The sequence below is a fragment of the Xenophilus sp. Marseille-Q4582 genome (assembly GCF_916700565.1).
Lineage (GTDB): Bacteria > Pseudomonadota > Gammaproteobacteria > Burkholderiales > Burkholderiaceae_C > Xenophilus.
Genome location: NZ_CAKAKO010000008.1, coordinates 90296 through 109695, shown reverse-complemented (window position 1 = coordinate 109695; position 19400 = coordinate 90296). Strand labels below are relative to the sequence as shown.

Annotated in this window: 18 protein-coding genes and 4 pseudogenes; 11 read left to right on the top strand and 11 right to left on the bottom strand. The window is 63.4% G+C overall.

Annotated elements, in window-relative coordinates; all coding sequences use genetic code 11:
- Nucleotides 1-353: 353 nt before the first annotated feature.
- The 6 genes from LG388_RS25815 (at nucleotide 354) to LG388_RS25790 (ending at nucleotide 5006) form a co-directional block, all read left to right on the top strand.
- The gene (locus LG388_RS25815) at nucleotides 354-1184 is read left to right on the top strand and encodes a hypothetical protein (RefSeq protein ID WP_225782489.1); all 831 of its coding nucleotides are present in this window, start codon (nucleotides 354-356) and stop codon (nucleotides 1182-1184) included.
- Complete coding sequence (locus LG388_RS25810; protein ID WP_225782490.1) at nucleotides 1181-2104, top strand: hypothetical protein; 924 nt, start codon at nucleotides 1181-1183, stop codon at nucleotides 2102-2104. The genes LG388_RS25815 and LG388_RS25810 overlap by 4 nt, the downstream gene beginning before the upstream one ends.
- 323 nt (nucleotides 2105-2427) lie before the next feature.
- Nucleotides 2428-2577, top strand: a complete 150-nt coding sequence (locus LG388_RS25805; protein WP_225782783.1) for a hypothetical protein — start codon at nucleotides 2428-2430, stop codon at nucleotides 2575-2577.
- A 53-nt stretch (nucleotides 2578-2630) separates the two neighbouring features.
- Nucleotides 2631-3080 (top strand): transposase, encoded by a 450-nt coding sequence (locus LG388_RS25800; RefSeq protein ID WP_225785413.1) that lies wholly within the window; start codon nucleotides 2631-2633, stop codon nucleotides 3078-3080.
- Nucleotides 3077-3409: an IS66 family insertion sequence element accessory protein TnpB gene (tnpB, locus tag LG388_RS25795; RefSeq protein WP_225785412.1), complete on the top strand. Its 333-nt coding sequence runs from the start codon at nucleotides 3077-3079 to the stop codon at nucleotides 3407-3409. The genes LG388_RS25800 and tnpB overlap by 4 nt, the downstream gene beginning before the upstream one ends.
- An 88-nt stretch (nucleotides 3410-3497) precedes the next feature.
- Complete coding sequence (locus LG388_RS25790; RefSeq protein WP_225785424.1) at nucleotides 3498-5006, top strand: IS66 family transposase; 1509 nt, start codon at nucleotides 3498-3500, stop codon at nucleotides 5004-5006.
- 25 nt (nucleotides 5007-5031) lie between these two features.
- Here LG388_RS25790 and LG388_RS25785 read toward each other — a convergent pair whose 3' ends face one another.
- Nucleotides 5032-5340 carry a hypothetical protein gene (locus tag LG388_RS25785; protein WP_225785411.1) on the bottom strand — a complete coding sequence of 103 codons (309 nt, stop codon included), beginning with the start codon at nucleotides 5338-5340 and terminating at the stop codon, nucleotides 5032-5034.
- A gap of 75 nt (nucleotides 5341-5415) precedes the next feature.
- Between LG388_RS25785 and LG388_RS25780 the strand changes: the two are divergent.
- A pseudogene (locus tag LG388_RS25780) lies at nucleotides 5416-5922 on the top strand (transposase); the annotation flags it as partial.
- 46 nt (nucleotides 5923-5968) lie between these two features.
- Here LG388_RS25780 and LG388_RS25775 read toward each other — a convergent pair.
- The 4 genes and pseudogenes from LG388_RS25775 to LG388_RS25760 form a co-directional block, all read right to left on the bottom strand.
- Nucleotides 5969-6073: pseudogene (locus LG388_RS25775) on the bottom strand (transposase domain-containing protein); the annotation flags it as partial.
- Between the two features lie 248 nt (nucleotides 6074-6321).
- Nucleotides 6322-7644, bottom strand: coding sequence for a TRAP transporter large permease (locus LG388_RS25770; protein ID WP_225785410.1), 1323 nt, complete (start codon nucleotides 7642-7644; stop codon nucleotides 6322-6324).
- Nucleotide 7645: 1 nt separating this feature from the next.
- Nucleotides 7646-8092 (bottom strand): TRAP transporter small permease, encoded by a 447-nt coding sequence (locus tag LG388_RS25765; protein WP_225785409.1) that lies wholly within the window; start codon nucleotides 8090-8092, stop codon nucleotides 7646-7648.
- Nucleotides 8093-8119: 27 nt separating this feature from the next.
- Nucleotides 8120-9154 (bottom strand): IS630 family transposase, encoded by a 1035-nt coding sequence (locus LG388_RS25760; RefSeq protein ID WP_225785408.1) that lies wholly within the window; start codon nucleotides 9152-9154, stop codon nucleotides 8120-8122.
- Nucleotides 9155-9293: 139 nt separating this feature from the next.
- Here LG388_RS25760 and LG388_RS25755 point away from each other — a divergent pair, with 139 nt between their 5' ends.
- Nucleotides 9294-10382, top strand: a complete 1089-nt coding sequence (locus LG388_RS25755) for an IS5-like element ISCte5 family transposase (protein ID WP_034400331.1) — start codon at nucleotides 9294-9296, stop codon at nucleotides 10380-10382.
- Between the two features lie 163 nt (nucleotides 10383-10545).
- Here the strand turns inward: LG388_RS25755 and LG388_RS25750 are convergent, their stop codons facing one another.
- The 3 genes and pseudogenes from LG388_RS25750 to LG388_RS25740 form a co-directional block, all read right to left on the bottom strand.
- On the bottom strand, nucleotides 10546-10836 hold the full coding sequence (locus tag LG388_RS25750; RefSeq protein ID WP_370630246.1) for a DUF6036 family nucleotidyltransferase: 291 nt from the start codon (nucleotides 10834-10836) through the stop codon (nucleotides 10546-10548).
- 120 nt (nucleotides 10837-10956) lie between these two features.
- On the bottom strand, nucleotides 10957-11772 hold the full coding sequence (istB, locus tag LG388_RS25745; protein ID WP_225782451.1) for an IS21-like element helper ATPase IstB: 816 nt from the start codon (nucleotides 11770-11772) through the stop codon (nucleotides 10957-10959).
- A pseudogene (locus tag LG388_RS25740) lies at nucleotides 11765-12487 on the bottom strand (IS21 family transposase); the annotation flags it as partial. The gene istB and the pseudogene LG388_RS25740, both read right to left, overlap by 8 nt.
- A gap of 64 nt (nucleotides 12488-12551) precedes the next feature.
- Here LG388_RS25740 and LG388_RS25735 point away from each other — a divergent pair.
- A protein-coding gene (locus tag LG388_RS25735) for an IS3 family transposase (RefSeq protein WP_225783007.1) occupies nucleotides 12552-13735 on the top strand; the annotation gives its coding sequence in 2 pieces (ribosomal slippage) (nucleotides 12552-12843 and nucleotides 12843-13735; 1185 coding nt in all).
- Between the two features lie 29 nt (nucleotides 13736-13764).
- On the opposite strand, the pseudogene istA reads toward LG388_RS25735, so the two are convergent.
- Nucleotides 13765-14571: pseudogene (gene istA, locus LG388_RS25730) on the bottom strand (IS21 family transposase); the annotation flags it as partial.
- Between the two features lie 109 nt (nucleotides 14572-14680).
- Nucleotides 14681-15331, bottom strand: coding sequence for an SMP-30/gluconolactonase/LRE family protein (locus LG388_RS25725; RefSeq protein WP_225785406.1), 651 nt, complete (start codon nucleotides 15329-15331; stop codon nucleotides 14681-14683).
- A 106-nt stretch (nucleotides 15332-15437) separates the two neighbouring features.
- Here LG388_RS25725 and LG388_RS25720 point away from each other — a divergent pair, with 106 nt between their 5' ends.
- Nucleotides 15438-16664, top strand: a complete 1227-nt coding sequence (locus LG388_RS25720; RefSeq protein WP_225785405.1) for a CaiB/BaiF CoA-transferase family protein — start codon at nucleotides 15438-15440, stop codon at nucleotides 16662-16664.
- 7 nt (nucleotides 16665-16671) lie between these two features.
- On the opposite strand, the gene LG388_RS25715 is transcribed toward LG388_RS25720, so the two are convergent.
- Nucleotides 16672-17961 (bottom strand): DUF1254 domain-containing protein, encoded by a 1290-nt coding sequence (locus LG388_RS25715; RefSeq protein WP_225785404.1) that lies wholly within the window; start codon nucleotides 17959-17961, stop codon nucleotides 16672-16674.
- A 230-nt stretch (nucleotides 17962-18191) separates the two neighbouring features.
- Between LG388_RS25715 and LG388_RS25710 the strand changes: the two genes are divergently transcribed.
- Nucleotides 18192-19124: a tripartite tricarboxylate transporter substrate binding protein gene (locus LG388_RS25710; RefSeq protein WP_225785403.1), complete on the top strand. Its 933-nt coding sequence runs from the start codon at nucleotides 18192-18194 to the stop codon at nucleotides 19122-19124.
- The last annotated feature ends 276 nt before the right edge of the window (nucleotides 19125-19400 follow it).

Here is a 19400-nt window from a genome sequence, read left to right as displayed (position 1 = left end):
TCGCTACAAGGCTGGTTGCGGTCGGACGCTTTGGGTCGGCAACTGTCGGCGATGGCCGAAACCTGCCGCTGAATTGCCCCAAATCGTCGACACTCCGAGTCTAGGCATAAGCCTCACAGTCGCCTAGAGCCGCGCCGCGCGGTCGTTAGCGGGTAAATCACGCCGCATGCTGCCCATCAGAAAAGGGTAACTTTGCGGTAAACATTTGCGGTAAAAATAGAACATTGAGAAATAGAAGGGCGCAGCCCCCGTTCAAGGAGAAGCCCATGCCAGATACCCAGTCTGCAGCCCCACCGCCCGCGACCGCCATTGAGACTTCAGCGCCTGTTCACGCTTTCCCCGTAGAAGTGCCCATGCTTGACGCATCGGCATGGCGTGAATATCGCGGCCAGCCAGGTAAGGCGACGGCCAACTCCACTCACATCGCAGTGGTGGCAGACGATGCGGGTGTGGAGCGCATATGTTTTGTAAAACTTGCGCCCAGGCTCGACAAGCCGACACTGCTCTGCGAAGCACTCGGCTGGGTTCTTGCCGGCCACGCGGGGTTGCGCCGATCCGAATTCGGAGCCATCATTCTTGTGAACAAGGCTAGGCTTGCTAAAAGCCAGCCGCTTACTCTCGAATGCGCCGCTTTCCAAGGCGACTTCATCCCAGCCTGGTGCAGCGAAGCCATTCCGGGCAACTCTGTGCTCTCACACGCGAAGTCGCCATCTAGGCCGGGCATGCAGTTCATCACCGAGCACAAGACCTTCATGAACTCGAACGATGCCCGCAAGTTCGCGGCTTTCGATCAGTGGACGGGGCTTCGCGACCGAAACATGGGCAACGTAATTCGGCACAAGGCTGGCGGTTACGCATCCATCGACCATGAGACGATGCTTCACGACATACTCTGGGTTTCCTCGGACTTCAACCACAACTGCCTTGTCAAGCATGCTGAGAAGACCTTGGACCACAAGCGGGTCAGGGCATTTAAGGCCGATATGACGCGGGCCGCCGCCGGTCATGCTGAAGCACTTGCCAGCGCGCAAGCAGAGCTCAATGCCCTTCTGAACCTCTTACTGCCGGGAGCAGCAGCGGAGCATTCAGCCGCCATGAACTTTCTGGCTGCACGCTCGCAAAGAGGATGGCTGGCAAGCGAGTTGGGCGTTCTAGATATGGCCACAAAGGGGAACACGCCATGAGCGAAACAACAAGGAGTCGGCCAAGACTGGACTACTCCGCCTTGCTGCGATCAGCAAAGGCGACTCCCAAGCCTGGCTTCTCGGGATGGTGGTCCTACATCGAGTTTCAACCCGACATCTTTTCGCCGCAGCGCTTCCCAATTGGCGTGGTCGTGCAGGCGGACGACGAAAGGCTCTACTTCAAACTGCTTGATGACTTCAAGAAGTTCGATTGTGTCTATCCGGAGGGGTTCCCTCACAGTTCCGCCAAGGCATTGATGGCCTATGCCTATGGTGTGCTTCAAGCCGCCATCAAGGAGAAGACTCCCTTGAGTCAAATCCTATTCGACAGCCACGTACTTTCGCTCTCCCGGCCAGTCCACACCTCAGGCAGTGATCGGGAAGCTGCTGTAGAGCGACTTTTCAGCGATGTGGTCGCCATGGTCCCATCGAACGTGAAGAAGGTCCGAGAGTTCGCGAGTATCGACACAGCAGCAGCCAGAAAGCTCGTCAACGAGAAACTCAAGGAAATCGCCGCCATGGATTTCGAGCGCTTTGTGATGGTCGACCATCCTGGTCTGCTCGTCCCAGGAGATGGCAACGATCGCCACTACCTCGACTTGAATCTGATGACTCCCAAGAGCTGTGGCGCAGTTGCGTCTGCCGTCTACAAGTCGCAGCAGTCTGTGGAACTGAACCTGTTGAAAGCCGGTCTTGACCTGAAAACATGCAGAAAGGTTAAGAACCTCGAATCCGCAGGGTTGTTCCTCTTGACTCCCGATCCAAGCTCAATGGAACCTCGCGAATTCCGTCGAATCGAAGAGACGATAGGCGAACATGAATGGAAGCTCGAACGTGACGGTTTCCGATTCGTGAGCATGCAAGAGCCCGCCGATCTTGCCCGCGAAATCTATGACTGGGCCAAGCCTGCGTTGGCTTGAACGGCCGGGGCGATTCCAACCTTACTTTCGCGCAGTGTCGCATAGCTGGGACAGCTGTGCGGCGATTCGAGTCCGCCGCTCTGATGGGAATCAATCATTCACAGCGCGAGGCGGCAGGGTGCCAACTGTCTCGGCAATTCCACCCGTCGGTATCGCACATCGAAGTATCGGTCGCTTGGTTGAAGGTCAGCTTTGCGACCCTCAGCTTGAGCCGACTATGCCAGAGCGACTGACAGCACTCGCTGGAGGCTGTGTGAAAACCCTCTCTCACCTCTGCGACCCAGCTGGTAGAGTCTGTGGACATATTGAGCAGCGAGGTCAATATGTCCAGATTCATCGAAGGTCAGGACAGGCAGCAAGTCACATTGCTGCCGGAGTGCCTGGATGACTTCATCGCAGAGGACAACACGGTTCGAATCGTGGATGCCTTCATCAATGAGTTGGACCGTAAGCAAACGGCGAACCCATCTTGAAGGGAGGTGGGGGTCTGAGCAAGATCGTGTGCACGCAACCTTGCGTGGACACTATGCTCAAAGAACCTCAAACCCCTCGTTACACCGTGCGGCGCACGCACCGCACCTACACCCCGCAATTCAAAGCTGAACTTGTGGCCGCGTGCCAACAGCCTGGCGCCTCCATTGCCGCCTTGGCCTTGCAACACGGCATGAACACCAACGTGCTCCACCGCTGGCTCAAGGAATACGGGCAAGGCCGTCACCGTCTGACGACTGCGACCGACCCATTGGCGGATCCTGCTCAGGCACCGAAAAGGACACCGGCATTCGTGCCCCTCGAACTCAACGCGGTGGCGCCCTCATGTGCCATGACCACACCTGTACAGGCAACACCTGCGGCCGTGCCAGCGCTGGCCACCATTCGCCTCGACTGCCAACGCCAAGGCGTATCCATGACCGTGCACTGGCCGCTGTCTGCTGCGCCCGAGTGCGCGCAGATGCTGCGGGAGTGGTTGCGGTGATCCGTATCGATGCCGCCTGGTTGGCCACCGCCCCACTGGACATGCGTGCCGGCCCCGACACCGCCTTGGCCCGCGTCATCATGACCTTCGGCTCAGCACAGCCCCACCATGCCTACGTGTTTGCCAACAGCAGAGCCAACCGTTTGAAAGTGTTGGTGCACGATGGCGTCGGTCTGTGGCTGGCGGCACGCCGGCTGCACCAGGGCAAGTTCACCTGGGCGCCACTGGGCAGCCCCAACGTTGCGCTCGAGCACGCCCAGCTCAACGCCTTGGTGTTGGGGCTGCCCTGGCAACGCATGGGCTCACAGGGCGCCATCACCGTGGTCTGAATCGTCGCTCTGCGAGCGTCGCGTTGGCAATTGGGAGATGTGCCAATGGCCATCTCCCGGGTGCGCAGGCACACTTCGGTTCATGGTGATGGAAGAGCAAACCCTGGCCGAGCTGGACGCCGCGCAACTGCGCGAGCTGACCCAACGCCTGCTGGGCGAATTGCGTCACCAGGCGGCGCTGCTGGACAAGCTTAAATACGAGAACGCGCTCTTGAAGCGCATGAAGTTTGCGGCGCAGTCCGAACGATTTGACCCTCAGCAAAAGAGCCTGCTGGACGAAGAACTCGACGCTGACCTGGCGGCGGTAGTCCAGGAGATTGAACATCTCAGCGCCACCCCTGTGGCAGTCACCGAGAAACAACAACCCAAACGCACCCCGTTGCCGGCGAACCTGCCGCGGCGCGAAATCCGCCACGAGCCGGCATCCACCACATGCCCTTGTGGCTGCCAGATGAAACGCATCGGCGTAGACGTGGCCGAGAAGCTGGACTACGTCCCGGGCGTGTTTACCGTCGAGCGCCACATCCGTGGCAAGTGGGCGTGCGCCCAGTGCGAGACCATCACCCAGGCCCCCGTTGCTGCCCATGTCATCGACAAAGGTATCCCGACCACCGGACTGCTGGCCCAAGTGCTGGTGGCCAAGTACGCCGACCACTTGCCGCTGTATCGCCAGGAGGGTATCTTTGGCCGCGCTGGGCTGGCCATACCCCGGTCAACGCTGGCTCAATGGGTGGGCATCTGCGGGGTGAGGTTGCAGCCGCTGGTCGATGCCTTGAAAGCCGAATTGCTGGCTCAGCCGGTGTTGCATGCCGACGAGACGCCGGTGGCGATGCTCAAGCCCGGCCATGGCAAGACCCACCGGGCTTACCTTTGGGCGTATGCACCGGGTGCGTTCGAATCCATGCGCGCCGTGGTCTACAACTTCTGCGAGTCGCGCGCTGGTGAGCATGCACGCTCCTTCCTGGGCGATTGGCGTGGCAGCCTGGTCTGTGACGACTACGCCGGGTACAAGGCCAGCTTCAACCAGGGTGTCACGGAGATTGGCTGCCTGGCACATGCCCGGCGCAAATTCTTTGACCTGCACGCGGCCAACAAGAGCCAAATTGCCGAACACGCCATCAAGCAGTTGGCTCAGGTTTACGAGATCGAACAGCAGGTCAAGGACATGCCCGAGGCGCAGCGATTGGAAATACGCCAACAGCGCAGCCGTCCGATCATGGATGCCTTGCACGAATGGATGTTGCGCCAACGCCAGCAGGTGGCGGGCAACTCGGCGACGGCCAAGGTGCTGGACTACAGCCTCAAACGCTGGGGGGCGTTGACCCGCTTCATTGACGATGGGCAACTGCCCGTGGACAACAACTGGATAGAGAACCAGATCCGACCCATCGCCGTGGGCCGGGGCAACTGGCTGTTTGCCGGTAGCCTGCGCGCGGGGCAGCGGGCGGCGGCGGTGATGAGCTTGATCCAATCGGCCAGGCTCAACGGGCATGATCCATACGCCTATCTGAAGGATGTCCTCACTCGGCTGCCGACACACAGAGCCAGCCGGATCGAGGAACTGCTGGCGCACCGCTGGCAGCCTGCGCCTGTCTGAATCACGTTCGTCGCCACCGAGGTGATCAGGCCTGCGCTTGTTTGCGCAGCAGTGCCGGTGAGACCTTCCAGTTCTGGCCGTCGTCGGTGAGCAAACTGGCCGTCTTCTTGTTCAGTCGGATGACCGTGCCTTGTTTAACGGCACCATCGTTGGTGGTGAACTCCACCCGATCACCCTCGGCAAACTGGGCCAACTGCACAGTGCTGCGTGCCTGGGCCAACAGGTTCAACCGCTCCACGACCATTCGATTGAGATACAGCAGATCGTCCTCGCCCATGTAACGCAGGGCTTGCACGAACATCTCACGGTCAAGAAGTGTCTGCTTCGAATTCATTCCCGTCAGTTTAGATCGTCAGCAGCGTTGCCTTGCATCGCCTGATTACAAGGTGGGGTTCGCCGGACGGTTACGTTGGACCTGGCAGCCCTGGAGTTCCAGGGGTTGCAGCCGGCCTCAACTGGCCGACCCTCGTACCACCCCTCGGTGCTCCTGAAGCTCTACCTCTATGGCTACCTCAACCGGATCCAGTCCAGCCGCAGGCTGGAACGGGAATGCCAGAGGAACGTGGAGCTGATGTGGCTGACTGGCAGGCTCGCGCCCGACTTCAAGACGATTGCCGACTTCCGGCGCGACAACGGCAAGGGCATACGCAATGTCTGTCGTCGCTTCGTGATGCTGTGCCGCGAGCTGAAGCTGTTCACCGACGCTGTGGTGGCCATCGACGGCAGCAAGTTCAAAGCGGTCAACAACCGCGAGCGCAACTTCACGCCAGGCAAGATTGAACGTCGCGAGAGGGAGTTGGAGGAAAGTATTCAACGCTACCTAGACGCCCTGGAGACGGCAGACAGGACGCAGCCTGCGGAGATTCAGGCCAAGACGGATCGTCTGCAGGGAAAGATCCAGAAGATGCGCCGTAAGCGCGCGGTGAACCCATATTGACCGCTGTGGGCGGTCCTGGCCTGGATCAGGTGTTGGCAATGGGCTGCCAGAGGTGCGGCAACAGTTCCTCAATCCGGCTGGCCTTGTGGGTGGGCAGCCGGGTGAGCACATCCTTGAGATAGGCGTAGGGGCTTGGACTGGGGCGTGACATGCGAATGTCAGGAACCAGCCTACTTGCGACATCCGTGTCTTGACCGGCAAGTCTACAGCGCGTGCGGTCAGTCGCCTGTCCCGCACGAAAGTAAGGTCTGCGACTTATTTCCGCCGCTCATGACTGTGGATCTCGTTGTCGCAAGCGGCGCCGTGAACCGCTTCCTTCAAGTTAAAACATACTTGAACACATCCGAGTCATTTGATCTGTCACGTTGACCGTCAGACTCAGGAGGTCATGCGCAGCGCAACAAGCGTTATTACCGGGAACGCCGCGAGGATCGCCGTACGCACCAGATCACTCACCACGAAGGGCGTGACACCTCGGTAGGTCTGGGTGATGGGCGTGTCCTTGGCCATGCTGTTGATGACGAACAGGTTCATGCCCACGGGCGGTGTGATCAGACCCACCTCCACCACGATCAACACCAGAATGCCGAACCAGATGGCCGTTTCTTCCGGGTTCATGCCAAAGTCCAGGCCCATGATCATCGGGAAGAAGATCGGGATGGTCAGCAGGATCATGGACAGCGAGTCCATCACGCAGCCCAGCAGCAGGTACACCACCAGCACGGTGGTCAGCACCAGCCAGGGGCTCATGCCCAGGCCAATGACCCACTGCGCCAGTTCCTGCGGCAGTTGCGACAGCGCCAGGAAGGTGTTGTACAGGCCCGCGCCCAGCACGATCATGAAGATCATGCCCGTGGCAATGGCCGTGCCGTAGATGGAGTTTCGCAGCGTCTTGGCGTTGATGCCGCCTGCTGCCCAGGCTGCCACACCAGTGCCGAACGCGCCGACCGCAGCACCTTCGGTGGGGGTGAACAGGCCAGTGTAGATACCGCCAACCACCGCCAGGAAGATGACCAGCACAGGCCAGACCTTGAACGTAGCCTTCCAGCGTTCGGCCATGGGCATGGGGGGCATGCTGCCAGCGCTGCCCGGCTTGAGGCGAACGTACAGCGAGATCACGATGATGTAGCCCACCGCCGCCAGAATGCCCGGGATGAACGCCGCCAGGAAGAGCTTGGCGATGTTCTGTTCGGTCAGGATGGCGTAGATGACCAGCACCACGGAAGGCGGAATCAGGATACCCAGCGTACCGCCAGCAGCCAGCGTGGCCGTGGACAGCGCACCGGAATACCCCGCGCGCTTGAGCTCTGGCAGGGCCACCTGGCCCATGGTGGCAGCCGTGGCCAGCGACGAGCCGCAGATGGCACCGAAACCGGCGCAAGCGCCAATGGCCGCCATGGCCACACCACCCTTGCGGTGGCCCACCCAGGCTTCAGCCGCCTTGAACAGCGCCTGCGACAAACCGCCAAGCGCCGCGAACTGCCCCATCAGCAGGAACAGCGGGATCACCGACAGGTTGTAGTTGGAGAACGTGCTGTAGGTGACCTGCTTGAGCTGGTTGAGGATGGGTGCGTGCGAACCGTAGATGAAGTACGCCCCCACCAGGCCGCAGACGGCCATGGCCAGGCCAATGGGCACGCGAATGAAAATCAGAGCCAGCAGGACCGGAAAGGACCAGGAGGCGAGTTCAATACCAGTCATGTCAATGTCCTCCGGTGGATTCAACCGTCCAGCCTGGCGGGTACTTGGCCAGGCCAAACTGGATCAGGGTCTTGGCGATGTACGACAGGCAACCGATGACGGCGCCCACCATGCACAGCGCATACGCCCACCACACCGGCATCTGCAGGATGAAGGTGGTTTCAAAGTATTCACGCTTTTCCAGCATGCCCTCCCACAGCATCCAGGTCAGTGCCAGCCACAGCACCAGCATGATCACGTCGCTGAAGGTGTCCACCAGCCACTTCATCGGCTTGGGCAGGTGCATGTAGAACAGGTCCACCGTGGCGTGCCCGCCCTTGAGGTAGCACCAGGGCAGAAAGAAGAACACCGCCAAGGCCGTGCCCACCTCGACCATTTCAAAGTCGCCCGGCACAGGGCCCAGCCCCACGCCAATGAGCGCACGGCCCGTAATGCTGGCCACACTCATTATTGATCCGGCCTCAATGAACTTGACTCAAGCCGCATAGCGTACCGTGGCGTGCTCGAAGTACTTGCGGATGCGCTCGGGCTGGCGTTGCACGCTGCGAAGGTGCTTGGCTGTGGCTTTGGCCAGTTGCAGCTTCGTTCGCGCCGGTGCCAGCTTCGTGACCGCCTGCTTGATATCCGCATTGGCCATCTCATCCGGGTTCAACTCCGGGCTATAGCTCGGTAGGTAGAACACCTCGATGGCATCGGCATGCTCGGCCAGCCAGGCCTTGACCGGTTTGGCATGATGCACCCGCAGGTTGTCCAGGATCAGGAACACCTTCTTGGTCTGTCCCTTGATCAGCCGGCGCAGGAAGTCGATCAGGATTGTGGTGTTGAGCGCCCCGTCAAAGATGCGCCAGCGCATCTGCCCTTTGTTGGTCACGGTGGAGATGACCGACAGGTTGTGGCGCTTGTTGTTGACCCGCACCACCGGCGTCTGGCCCTTGGGCGCAAAACCACGGCCGCGTACATCGTCGCTGCGCAGTCCACTCTCGTCGCCCCAGTGAATTTCGGCTCCCTCGGCCTTGGCCCGCGCGGCAATGGCGGGGTAGTCCTCGTCGAGCCACTTCTTGACCGCCGCCGGTGACTGCTCGTAGGCCTTCTTCATCGGCTTTTGCGGCGTGAAGCCCCAGCGCGCCAGGTACTTGCCCATGGTGCGCACTTGCAGTCGCGGCCCAAAGCGCTGTTCGATGAGTTGGGCCACAGCGGCGCGGGTCCACAGCGCGTAGGGCATCTTGAGCTGATCGGGCGTCTTGTCGGCGATGAGCTTGCGCACCAGGGCCTCCTGGGCGGGGTCGAGCAAGCGGTTTTCGCCGAGCTTGCGCCCGCCAATGGCGTCGTGCAGCGCCTTGGCACCGAGCGCCTCATGGCGTTTGCAGATGTTGAAGACGCCTGTGCGACTCAGGCCGGTGAGCGCGGCGATCTTGTCGTAGGTGTTGCCGGCCTTGCGTAGCCGGATGACCTGAACCCGGCGCTCATGCCGCGCTTCGTGGCTCAACGATCTCATGTCAGTTGCTTGCATGAATCCGAGTTGGGGGCGGTGCAGATAAATTCAAGTGCACAAGGGCCGAATCAATAGCAGGCCGTTGAAAAATCCCCTGCGAGCGTCCGCGTCGGCCGCTACGATCTGAAGCCATCCCGCAACAACTGCGACAAGAAAGATGAGAGGCAACCAAGACTTCCAGGGGGCGATGTTCAGCTACATCAGCCTTGAAGAAAGAGTGCCAGCGGCACACCCGCTGCGCAAGTTGCGCGCCGTGGTGGATGCGCTGCTGGCGAGCATGAACAGCGAGTTCGAAGCGGTGTACGCCCGCCGTGGCCGACCGTCGGTGCCGCCGGAGATGCTGCTCAAGGCCTTGCTGCTGCAAATCCTGTTCTCCATCCGCAGCGAACGCCAGCTGGTCGAGGCGGTCAACTACAACCTGCTGTACCGCTGGTTCGTCGGCCTGAACATCGAGGACAAAGTTTGGGACCACTCCACCTTCAGCGCCAACCGCGAACGCCTCTTCAACGAAGACCTGGCGCGCGCCTTCTTCGAGCGCGTCAAGCTCAGCGCCCAGTGGGGCCGGCTTGCCAGCGACGAACACTTCAGCGTGGACGGCACGCTGATTGAGGCCTGGGCCTCGCACAAGAGTTTCAAACGCAAAGACGACGACAGCGGCACGCCACCCGGACGCAACCCCGAGGTGAACTTCAAAGGGCAGGAGCGCTGCAACGGCACCCATGCCAGCACCACCGATGCCGATGCCCGGCTGTTCAAGAAGAGCGCGGGCGACAAGTCCCGCCTGTGCCACATGGGGCACATCCTCATGGAGAACCGCAACGGTCTGATCGTGGATGTGGAGATCACACATGCCAGTGGCACCGCCGAGCGCGAGGCGGCGCTGGCGATGCTCAAACGCCGGGGCAACAGGAACAAGCGGGCCACGGTCGGCGCCGACAAGGGCTACGACAGCAAGGCCTTCATCAAGGGCTGTCGCCGGCTCTTGGTCACGCCGCACGTGGCGGCCAAGGACAAGCACTCTGCAGTCGATGGGCGCATCAAGCGCCACGAGGGCTACAAAACCAGCCTCAAAGTGCGCAAGCGAATCGAGGAGGCCTTTGGCTGGATCAAGACAGTGGGCGGTCTGGCCAAGACCAAATTGATCGGTCAGGCCAAGCTCGCGGGCCAGGCGCTGCTGTGCTTTGCCACCTACAACCTGGTGCGCATGGGCAGTCTGGGCGGTTGGTGGGACGCGCATCATGCGTGAACCATGGGATACGTGCGCCCGGAACGGGCAAAACGGCCTGCAAACAGGCCGAAATGGCCGCTCCAATCGCTGCGCAGGCCAGTTTGCGCGATCCGTTTCTTCGAAATCCACGACCCTGGCGCGTTCGATGAGCATTTTTTCAACGGCCTGTTAGCGCGTGCCGCTACTTTGTCTTGTCCCAGCGGCGGATACGTTTCGCGAGGCGCTCGCGCTCTTCCTCATCCATGGTCATCATGGCTGGAACCAGCTCCAAAGCCTCGGAGGCAATGACGTAGCGATGGCGCAGCATGGCCTGACAGAACTCCCTGTCCTTGTCACGGCCTGCAGCGGCCTTGGACAGAAAGAGGTCCACAAGGCTGAGACACCAACCAATTTTGCTGTCTGTGTTGGCGTTCTGTATCTTGCACAGGCGTTCTTCCCAGCCCAGCGGCACAGTGAATGTACTGGGGTCCACCTCTTGAGCGTAGTAGCCATGGGTCTTGTGAAACTCCGACGCCTCGCCTGTTGATTCATCAGCACAACTGAGCCAGTGATCACGTTGAATATTGAGCCACTGGGTTGATGGATTCTTTGACTATTCGGTTGTGGATAAGTCTATCGGGTCTGCTGTTTTTCGATCTCCTTTCTGGCTCTTTGGGCGTTGCTTTGGGGGAGCCGCGCCAGCGGCACTGGAGTGCTTGAATCGCCAGCTCTCGTTGCCCGTCTCGACGATGTGGCAATGGTGCGTGAGCCGGTCAAGCAAGGCCGTGGTCATCTTGGCGTCTCCAAAGACGCTGCTCCACTCCGAGAAGGTGAGGTTGGTGGTGATCACCACGCTCGTTCGCTCATAGAGTTTGGAGAGCAGGTGGAACAGCATCGCGCCGCCCGACTGCGTGAATGGCAGGTAGCCCAGTTCATCCAGGATCACCAGATCGACGTACATCAGGCGGTGCGCCATTTGCCCGGCCTTGTTCTGCGCCTTCTCCAGCTCCAGGGCGTTGACCAGCTCCACCGTTGAGAAGAAGCGCACCCGCTTGCCATGCATGCGAATGGCCTCGATCCCCAGGCTCGTGGCCAGGTGGGTTTTACCCGTGCCGGGGCCACCAACCAGCACCACGTTGTGCGCCGACTCCACGAAGCGAAGGGTGTGCAACTGGCGCACCAGTGCTTCGTCGAGCTGCGCGTGGGCGAAGTCAAAGCCGGCGAGGTCACGGTGCGAAGGGAAGCGCGCCACGCGCATCTGGTAAGCCATGGAACGCACCTCACGCTGAGCGGTCTCGGCCTTGATGAGCTGGTGCAGCACGGCCTCATGATCCAGCGACTTCATGCGGGCGGTGCCCAGTACCTCCGGCCAGGCACTGGCCATGCCGTGCAGGCCCAGCGCTTTGAGGGCATCAATGACGTCATGCATGGTCGGACTCCGGTGATGCCTCATGAGGCTGGACGTTGCGCAGTGCGTCGTAGCGCTGCAGGTTGGCCAGTGGCGGCGTGTTGAGCTTGAGCATCGTGGCCACCGGTGGCTCGGGCACGCGCTGCTCCTTCAGACGCGAGAGCACGTTGAGCACGTGCTCGGCACTCACCCGCCCGGACTGCAGCGCCAGCTCTACCGCCACCACCACGGCCTCCAGTCCATGCAGGCTCACCCCCATGAGCACCTGCGCCATCACCCTGTCGCCACCGCTGTGGCGCAGCAACTGGCGCTGCATTTCCTGCAGTGGCTCGGGCATGGTCTTGAAGGGCGCGCCGTTGCGCAGCGCGCCGGGCTTTCGCTCGATGAGCGCGATGTAATGCATCCAGTCGTAGAGCGTCTGATCACGTTCGAAGCTGCGCGCCAGGCGCACCTGTCGCCCATCGGGCCCGACCACCAGCAGGCCATCCGCGTAGGCCCGCAGACTGACCACCGCATGAATCCATTCACACGGCACGCTGTAGCGGTTGCGCTGGAAGTGGATCAGTGCGGTCGCAGAGACCCGTACCGGCTGCTCCACGTAGCCATCAAACGCACGGGGGTTGGGCATGAGACGAGCACGTTCGTCCTGCCAGACATCGGCCACCGTGAGCTGAGTCCATTCCGGGTGACTCATCTCAGCCCAGGCCTTCACGCAGGCCTGCTGCAACCAGTCGTTGTGACCTTGCCTCGATTTCACGTACAGCAAGAAGTTGGAAACTTCAAAGGTACGGAGAATCGAGATGAAAGAAGGCAGGCTGCCCAAGAGGCAGTACACACAGGAATTCAAGGCCGAGGCTATCAGGCTTGCGGCGTCGGTCGGCGGGCACGAGGCCGCGCGACGTCTTGGGGTGCCGGTGGCGACGTTGGGCAATTGGTCCAGAAAGGGCATTGCAGCGGCCGGCTCTGGCGGCGCGGCTGTGCCGCCCAGTGAGGGGCCCACTCGGCGCCCGGTGAGCGAACTGGAGGCAGAGAACAGCCGCCTGCGCAGAGAGTTGGCCGACGCGAAGCTGGACGTGGAAGTCCTTCGAAAAGCGACGGCGTACTTCGCCAGGGGGTCGCGATGAAGTACGCCTGGATCGATGAGCATCGCGACCAGTACACCGTCAGCCGGCTGTGCCGCGTGCTGCAGGTGTCCCGCAGCGGCTACTGCCAATGGCGCGTGCGCCCGCCCAGTGCCGGCACACTCGCGAACCAAGCTTTGGACGCAAAGGTGGCGGCCATCCACGATGCAAGCCGCCGAAGCTATGGCCGCCCTCGGATCGTCCACAAGCTGCGCCAGCAGGGCGAAGTCGTCAGCGCCGAGCGAGTGCGCAAGAGCCTGCGGCGCCAGGGCCTGCGCCCGGTGTACAGAAGGCCGTTCGTGGTGACCACCGACTCAGCACATTGCCTGCCGGTGGCGGCGAATCTGCTGGATCGGCGCTTCGACGGCTGGCAGTCTGATCAGGCGTGGGTGGCAGACATAACGTATGTGGCCACCGGCGAGGGCTGGCTGTATCTGGCGGCGGTGATGGACCTGGCTGGCCGGCGGATCGTGGGCTGGTCGATGTCCGAGACCATCGACGCCACGCTGGTGTGTACTGCCTTGAAGTCGTCCTGGTGGCAGCGCAAGCCGCCCAAGGGCCTGCTGGTACATAGCGACCGTGGGGCGCAATATGCGAGCGGACGCTACCGGGCGCTGGTCGCCGAGTTGGGCATCACGATGTCCATGAGCAGGAAGGCCAACGCTTGGGACAACGCGCCGATGGAAAGCTTCTTCAAGACGCTGAAGGTCGAGCGCATCTACCAGGTACGCTACGACACGCGGGCGCAGGCCAGGCTGGACATCGTCGACTGGATCGAGGGCTGGTACAACCGCCAGCGCTTGCACTCGGCTAACGGCTTCCTGCCCCCGGTGATCTGGGAGAGCACCAGCTTGGCTGCATGACTTGATGTACGTGAAAACGAGGCAAGGTCATTGAGTTCACCAAGCGTCCCCCAGCGCCGCTCGCTGGCCTCACGCCAGATGTCCTTGCGCCGATCCTGAACGTTCTTCTCCACGACCCCCTTCTCCCAGCCGGCGGCCCGGTTGCAGAACTCCGGCTCGAACAGGTAGTGCCCGGTCATCGCCTCGAAGCGTGCATTGACGCTGCGCTGTTTGCCATGGCCGACCTTGTCCACAGCGGTCTTCATGTTGTCGTAGATGCCCCGCCGGGGCACGCCACCGAAGAGGGCGAACGCCCGTGCGTGCGCATCGAACAGCATCTCGTGCGCTTGGCTGTAGTACGCCACCAGGCAGAAGGCGCGACTGGCCGCCAGCTTGGTGTGTGCCACTTCCAGGCGGCGGCGCAGCCCGCCGATGAACAGGTACTCGCAGCTCCAGTCGAACTGGAACGCCTCGCCCAACTCGAAGCTCAGCGGCACGAACCCCGCACCACGCGCAGCGTTGCCTTGCTCTTGCTGCCAGCGCTGGGCAAAGGCGTAGACCGGCCCTCGGCTGCCGCTGTAGCCCTGCGCGCGCAGCGCCTCAAACATGGCCTTGATCCCGCGTCGATCGCGTTTGCTGCGATGGCTATCGGCCTTGAGCCATTGGCTCAACTGCTCCTTGTACGGATCCAGGATGCTGGGGCCCGACACCCGCTGCGGGTATCGGGGTTCGGCCATCTGCCCGTCTTTGAGCCACTTGGTGGCTGTGTTGCGCGAGATGCCCAGGCGCCGGCTGGCCTCGCGCACCGACACGTCCTGCCTCAGCACGAGGCGGCGTAACTTGCTCAATGTGCTCACGTTGATCACTCCTGCTCCCCCGTGCTGAAAAATTCAGCAGGATAGAGCGGCAACGTGGCTCAAATTTCAACGTGAATGCGTCCCGAAATGGCCCAGCTTTGGAAATGAATCAACAAACGAGGAGACCCCCCGTCCAGACGCAACCTTCGGCATCGACGGTGGCGCCGTCCGGGCCGGAGCCCAGCGCTTCGGTCAGGGCAAAGGCACGGCGGTGGCGCAGCGGCCCTTGCGGCGCATAGTCGTAGGCCCAGATCGTCCGCACCACTGTGTCCGCCACGTAGAGCGTGGTGCCGTCGGGGCTGAAGCAGGGGCCGTTGGTGAAGGCGATGTCGTCCGCCAGCCGTTCGACCGTGCGGTCCGGGCGCAGCCGGTAGAGGCCACCCAACAGGGGCTCGCCGGGCTGGCGGTGGATGTGCATGGTGCCCGCCAGGAAGTTGCCCCAGGGATCGCACTTCCCGTCGTTGAGGCGCACGTTCGGGTGGTCCACCGGGATGCGGGCGAGCGGCTCCACGGCACCGGTCGTGAAGTCGTAGCGCACGAAGCTGTTCCTCAGCGCGGCGACCACCGCGCCGCTGGCGCACGGCGCAATGGAGCCGACCGGCGGTGGCAGCGCGTGCGCTTCTTCGCGGCCTGTGGCCGGCCAGGCGCGCCGCAGGGTGCCGGCCAGGGAATCCACCCAGCACAGGGCCTGGGCCCGTGCGTCCCAGCAGGGGCTTTCGCCCAGCAGGTCGGTCGTGTGTCCCAGCCGCCGTATGTCCATGCCCCGAGTGTCGCGACGCCGCGGAGGCCGGCGGCTGCGCGGGACGCAAAGCTGCTTTGCAGCGCTGCGCGCGCCGCGCCGGGCAGCCACTCCTAGAGTCCCGCAGATGAACACACAGTCCACCCCCTTGCCGCCCCTGCAGGGCCTGCGCGTCGTCGAACTCGGCAACTACATCGCCGGTCCGGGCACCGCCATGACACTGGGCGACCTGGGCGCCGAGGTGGTGAAGATCGAGTCGCTGGAAGGCGATGCCGCCCGCCACACCGGGCACTTCGGCCACGCCATGCTGCGTGCCTACAACCGCGGCAAGAAATCCATCGCGCTGGATTTGCGCCAGCCGCGCGGGCTGGAGATCGCCCGGCGCCTGGTCGCGCGCGCCGACGTGCTGGTGCAGAACCTTCGACCGGGCGCCGCCGAGGCCCTGGGCCTGGGTGCGGACACGCTGCGCGCCGTGCAACCCGGCCTGGTCTATGTCGCGATCACCGGTTTTCCGGCTGCCGCTGCCTCGCGCGACCGGCCCGGCTACGACATCGCCGCCCAGGCCGAGAGCGGCCTCATGTCCGTCACCGGCGAGCCGGAGGGACTGCCGCAGAAGGTCGGCGTGACCATCGTCGACACGGCAACCGTGCAGGTGGCGGCCCAGGCGGTGCTGGCCGCGCTGTTCCGGCGCGAGCGCACCGGTCTCGGCGAGACCATCCGCATCTCGCTGCTGGAAGTGGCGCTGAACCTGCAGCTGCCGAACTTCAGCGACTACCTGGTGCGCGGCGTGGAGCCGACGCGCAGCGGCGACGGCCAGCCGATGGCGGCGCCGGCGGCGGACATCTTCCGCACGCGCGACGGCATGGTGGTGGTGTCGGCTTACGTGCAGGCGCACTGGCTGCGGCTGTGCGAGACCATAGGCGCACCGGAGCTGGGTGGCGACCCGCGCTTTGCCACGAACGAACTGCGGGTGGCCAATCGTCCGGCGATGAAGGAGGCGGTGGGCGCGCAGCTGGCTCGGCTAGGCACGCGCGAGTGCGTGGAGCTGCTGACGCGCAACAACATCGTGGTGGGCGTGGTGCGCAGCTACGCCGACGTGCTCGCGGGCGAAGACTTCCGCGCCAGCGGCATGGTGGTGGAGGCCGCGACCAACGGCAGCCAGGCGGGCTACACCACCTTCGGCCTGCCGTACGCGCTGTGCGACACACCGCGGCAGGCGACGCAGGCGGCGCCGGGACATGGCGCGCATACCGCGGAGGTGCTGCGCGAGGCAGGCTTCAGCAGCGAGGAGATCGCGATGCTGCGCGAGCAGGGAGTGGTGAAGATGGAAGCGACCAGGGCGGTGCCAGCGTAGGGGCTCTTCAGTCCAGCCGTTCCACCGCGGGAAAAGCGTAGCGGCCTTCCAGCAGGCGCGCTTGCGGGTGGTACAGGCGCAGCACCAGGTAGAACGGGGCGTCGGGCGCCGGCAGCCAGTTGGACTGGGGTCCTCCCGCCGGTGGCCGCTGGCCCATGTGCAGGCTCAGGCTGCCGTCGGCGTCCTTCACCAGGCCGCTGCGGCTGCCGAGCGCATGGCGCTGCGGCGCAACGGCAGGCAGGAAGCGATCTTCGCCGTACAGCGTGATGGACCAGAAGGCATCCGCCGGCAGGTCGCCGCCGTCGGTGAAGCGGATGCGGAACGTGTGCTGTCCATGCAGCAGGTCGCCGTGCTGGTCGTAGTCGGCGGCGGCATAGATCGCCTCGTCGGCGGCCAGCGCGCCTATGCCCTTCCAGGCGGTGGCTGCGCGCAGCATGTGGTCCTGGCCGAAGCGCCCGAGCCGGGTCGAGAAGCGCCAAGGGGCGCGCGATGCCGCATGCGTATGGGCTTCGATCAATGCCATGGCTTCGCGCCAGGCGCCCCGCAGCCCGTCCACGACCAGGGGGCGCAGCCCGGACGGAGACGCGCCCGGCGGCAGCAGGCCCGAGAGCATTTCAAGGGGTGCGCGCAGCGCAGCCGGCGGCGGGAAATCCTGCAGGGCGCGGCTGAGGTTGGCGAAGAAGTCGAGCGCAGCATCGCCCGTGTCGGTCCATTGCCCCAGGCAAGGGAAAGGGCTCCCCACGGCGGTCCCGTGCAGCACGAAACCCTCCTGCACCGCGCGGGCCGCCGACAGGTCCATCGCGCCATCGACGATCACCCGCCCGAGCAGCCAGACCAGGGCGGAGGGACATGGCACGGCCTGCGTTCCCGCGGGCGCCAGCGAGGCGGGCGCGCCCGGCGGCAGCAGCGCGTAGCGGGCCCCCCCGGCAGGGACATTGCGCGTGCCGAGGTTGAAGAAGTTCTCGGTGTGGACATCCAGCAGTTGTACGACGAAGAAGCGGCTGCGCGCCGGAATCTCCAGCACGACCGGGCCCTGCCGCAGGTCGATCCAGGCGTTGCTGTACAGAAGGTCGACGGTGGGCGTGTTGAAATCGCGGTCGCCGTGCATCCAGGTGCGGGTGCTGTGCGCGATCCGGTTGAACGGCGCGCGACCGGGGCCGGGCTCGGCGGCCATGGCCTGGCGCCGGCAGGCCTGCAAAGCCTCGAGCAAGGGATAACCCGCAACCACGGCCGGGACCGCGGTGTACATGGCCCAGAGGGCCTGGCGCGAAGAAGGGGTTTCGGGTGCGGTGTGCATGGGGCGGGATCGCTGCAATCAGGCCGTCCATCGTGGCCCCGCCTCGCCCGCGTGCCCGTGCACGGCATGGAAACCAGCTTTTCATACCTTGCAGGTCGCGTCGCCGGGGCCGCTACTAGACTGACTTCCACACGCCGATCATCCGCCGCGTTCGGCGCATCACTTCCACAGGCACAGGCCCACCAGAGGGCAAGGAGACAAAGGTGATTTCTCGCAGGATCTTTTCAGGAATGCTGCTCGGCCTCTGTGCCGCCCTCGGCAGTGCCCAGGCGCAGCAGGCAACCCGCATCGTCGTTCCCTTCAACGCCGGTGGCGGTACTGACCAGTACGTGCGCCTGCTCGCGGCGGAGCTGACCAAGCGCGGCATGCAGACCATCGTGGAGAACAGGCCCGGCGCCAGCGGCATCGTCGCCGCCGACTACGTGGCGCGCTCGCAGCCTGACGGGCTGACGGTGCTGGTGTCCTCGCTGGGCACGCTGGCGAACAACACGGTGCTGTATGACAAGCTGCCCTACGACCCGCAGAAGGACTTCGCGCCGGTGTCGCAGATCGCCTACCAGCCGGCGATCATCGTCGGCCGCACCGACCTGCCGTACAAGAACATCAAGGAGATGGTGGAGTACGCCAAGAAGAACCCGGGCAAGATCAACCGGGGTTCCCCCGGCGCGGCCATCCTGACCAACCTGGCACCCATGAGCTTCGAAAAGTCGCTGGGCATCAGCACCACGCACATCCCCTTCAGCGGCGACTCGCCGGCGGTGCAGGCCCTGCTGGGCGGCAACATCGACATCCACGGCACCTCGATCACCGGCTCGCTGCCGCACATCCGCAGCGGCAGGCTGCGCGTGCTGGGCGTGATGGACAGCAAGCGCATGCCGCAGGTGCCGGAAGCGCTCACCTTCAAGGAGCAGGGCTTCGACCTCGAGGCCACCCTGTGGTATTCGCTGTCAGTCCCCGCGGCCACGCCAAAGGATGTAATCCAGCGGCTGAACCGGGCCGTGAACGACGTGATCGCCGACCCCCAGTTCGTGGAGAAGGCCCAGGCCATCGGCATGGAGCCGCGGGGTGGAACGCCGGAACAGTTGGCGAAATTCATCCAGGTCGAGGCGGATCGCTGGCTGCCGGTGCTGCAGAGCCTGAACCTGCCGAAGCAGGGGCGGTAGGGCCCGCGGACGCAAGCAGGTAAAAGCGCCGCATTTGCGGCGCTTTTACCTTGAGAAAGCTCGCAGGTCGAGACTGCTGGACTTGTCGCGGCGGAACGTTTTTCGTGAGCTTCCGCGTGGGCAAGAACGCAGACCAGTTCCAAGTCTCCATCCTTGAAACCAACTTTGCACGGACCGATAGTGCGCAGGCTCGACGGCTCGATATCGTCCGGATCTGCCTTCATGCGGCCTGGCGCGTTGCTGGTGTGCATGAAGGCAAGAAGCCAATCCAACAGG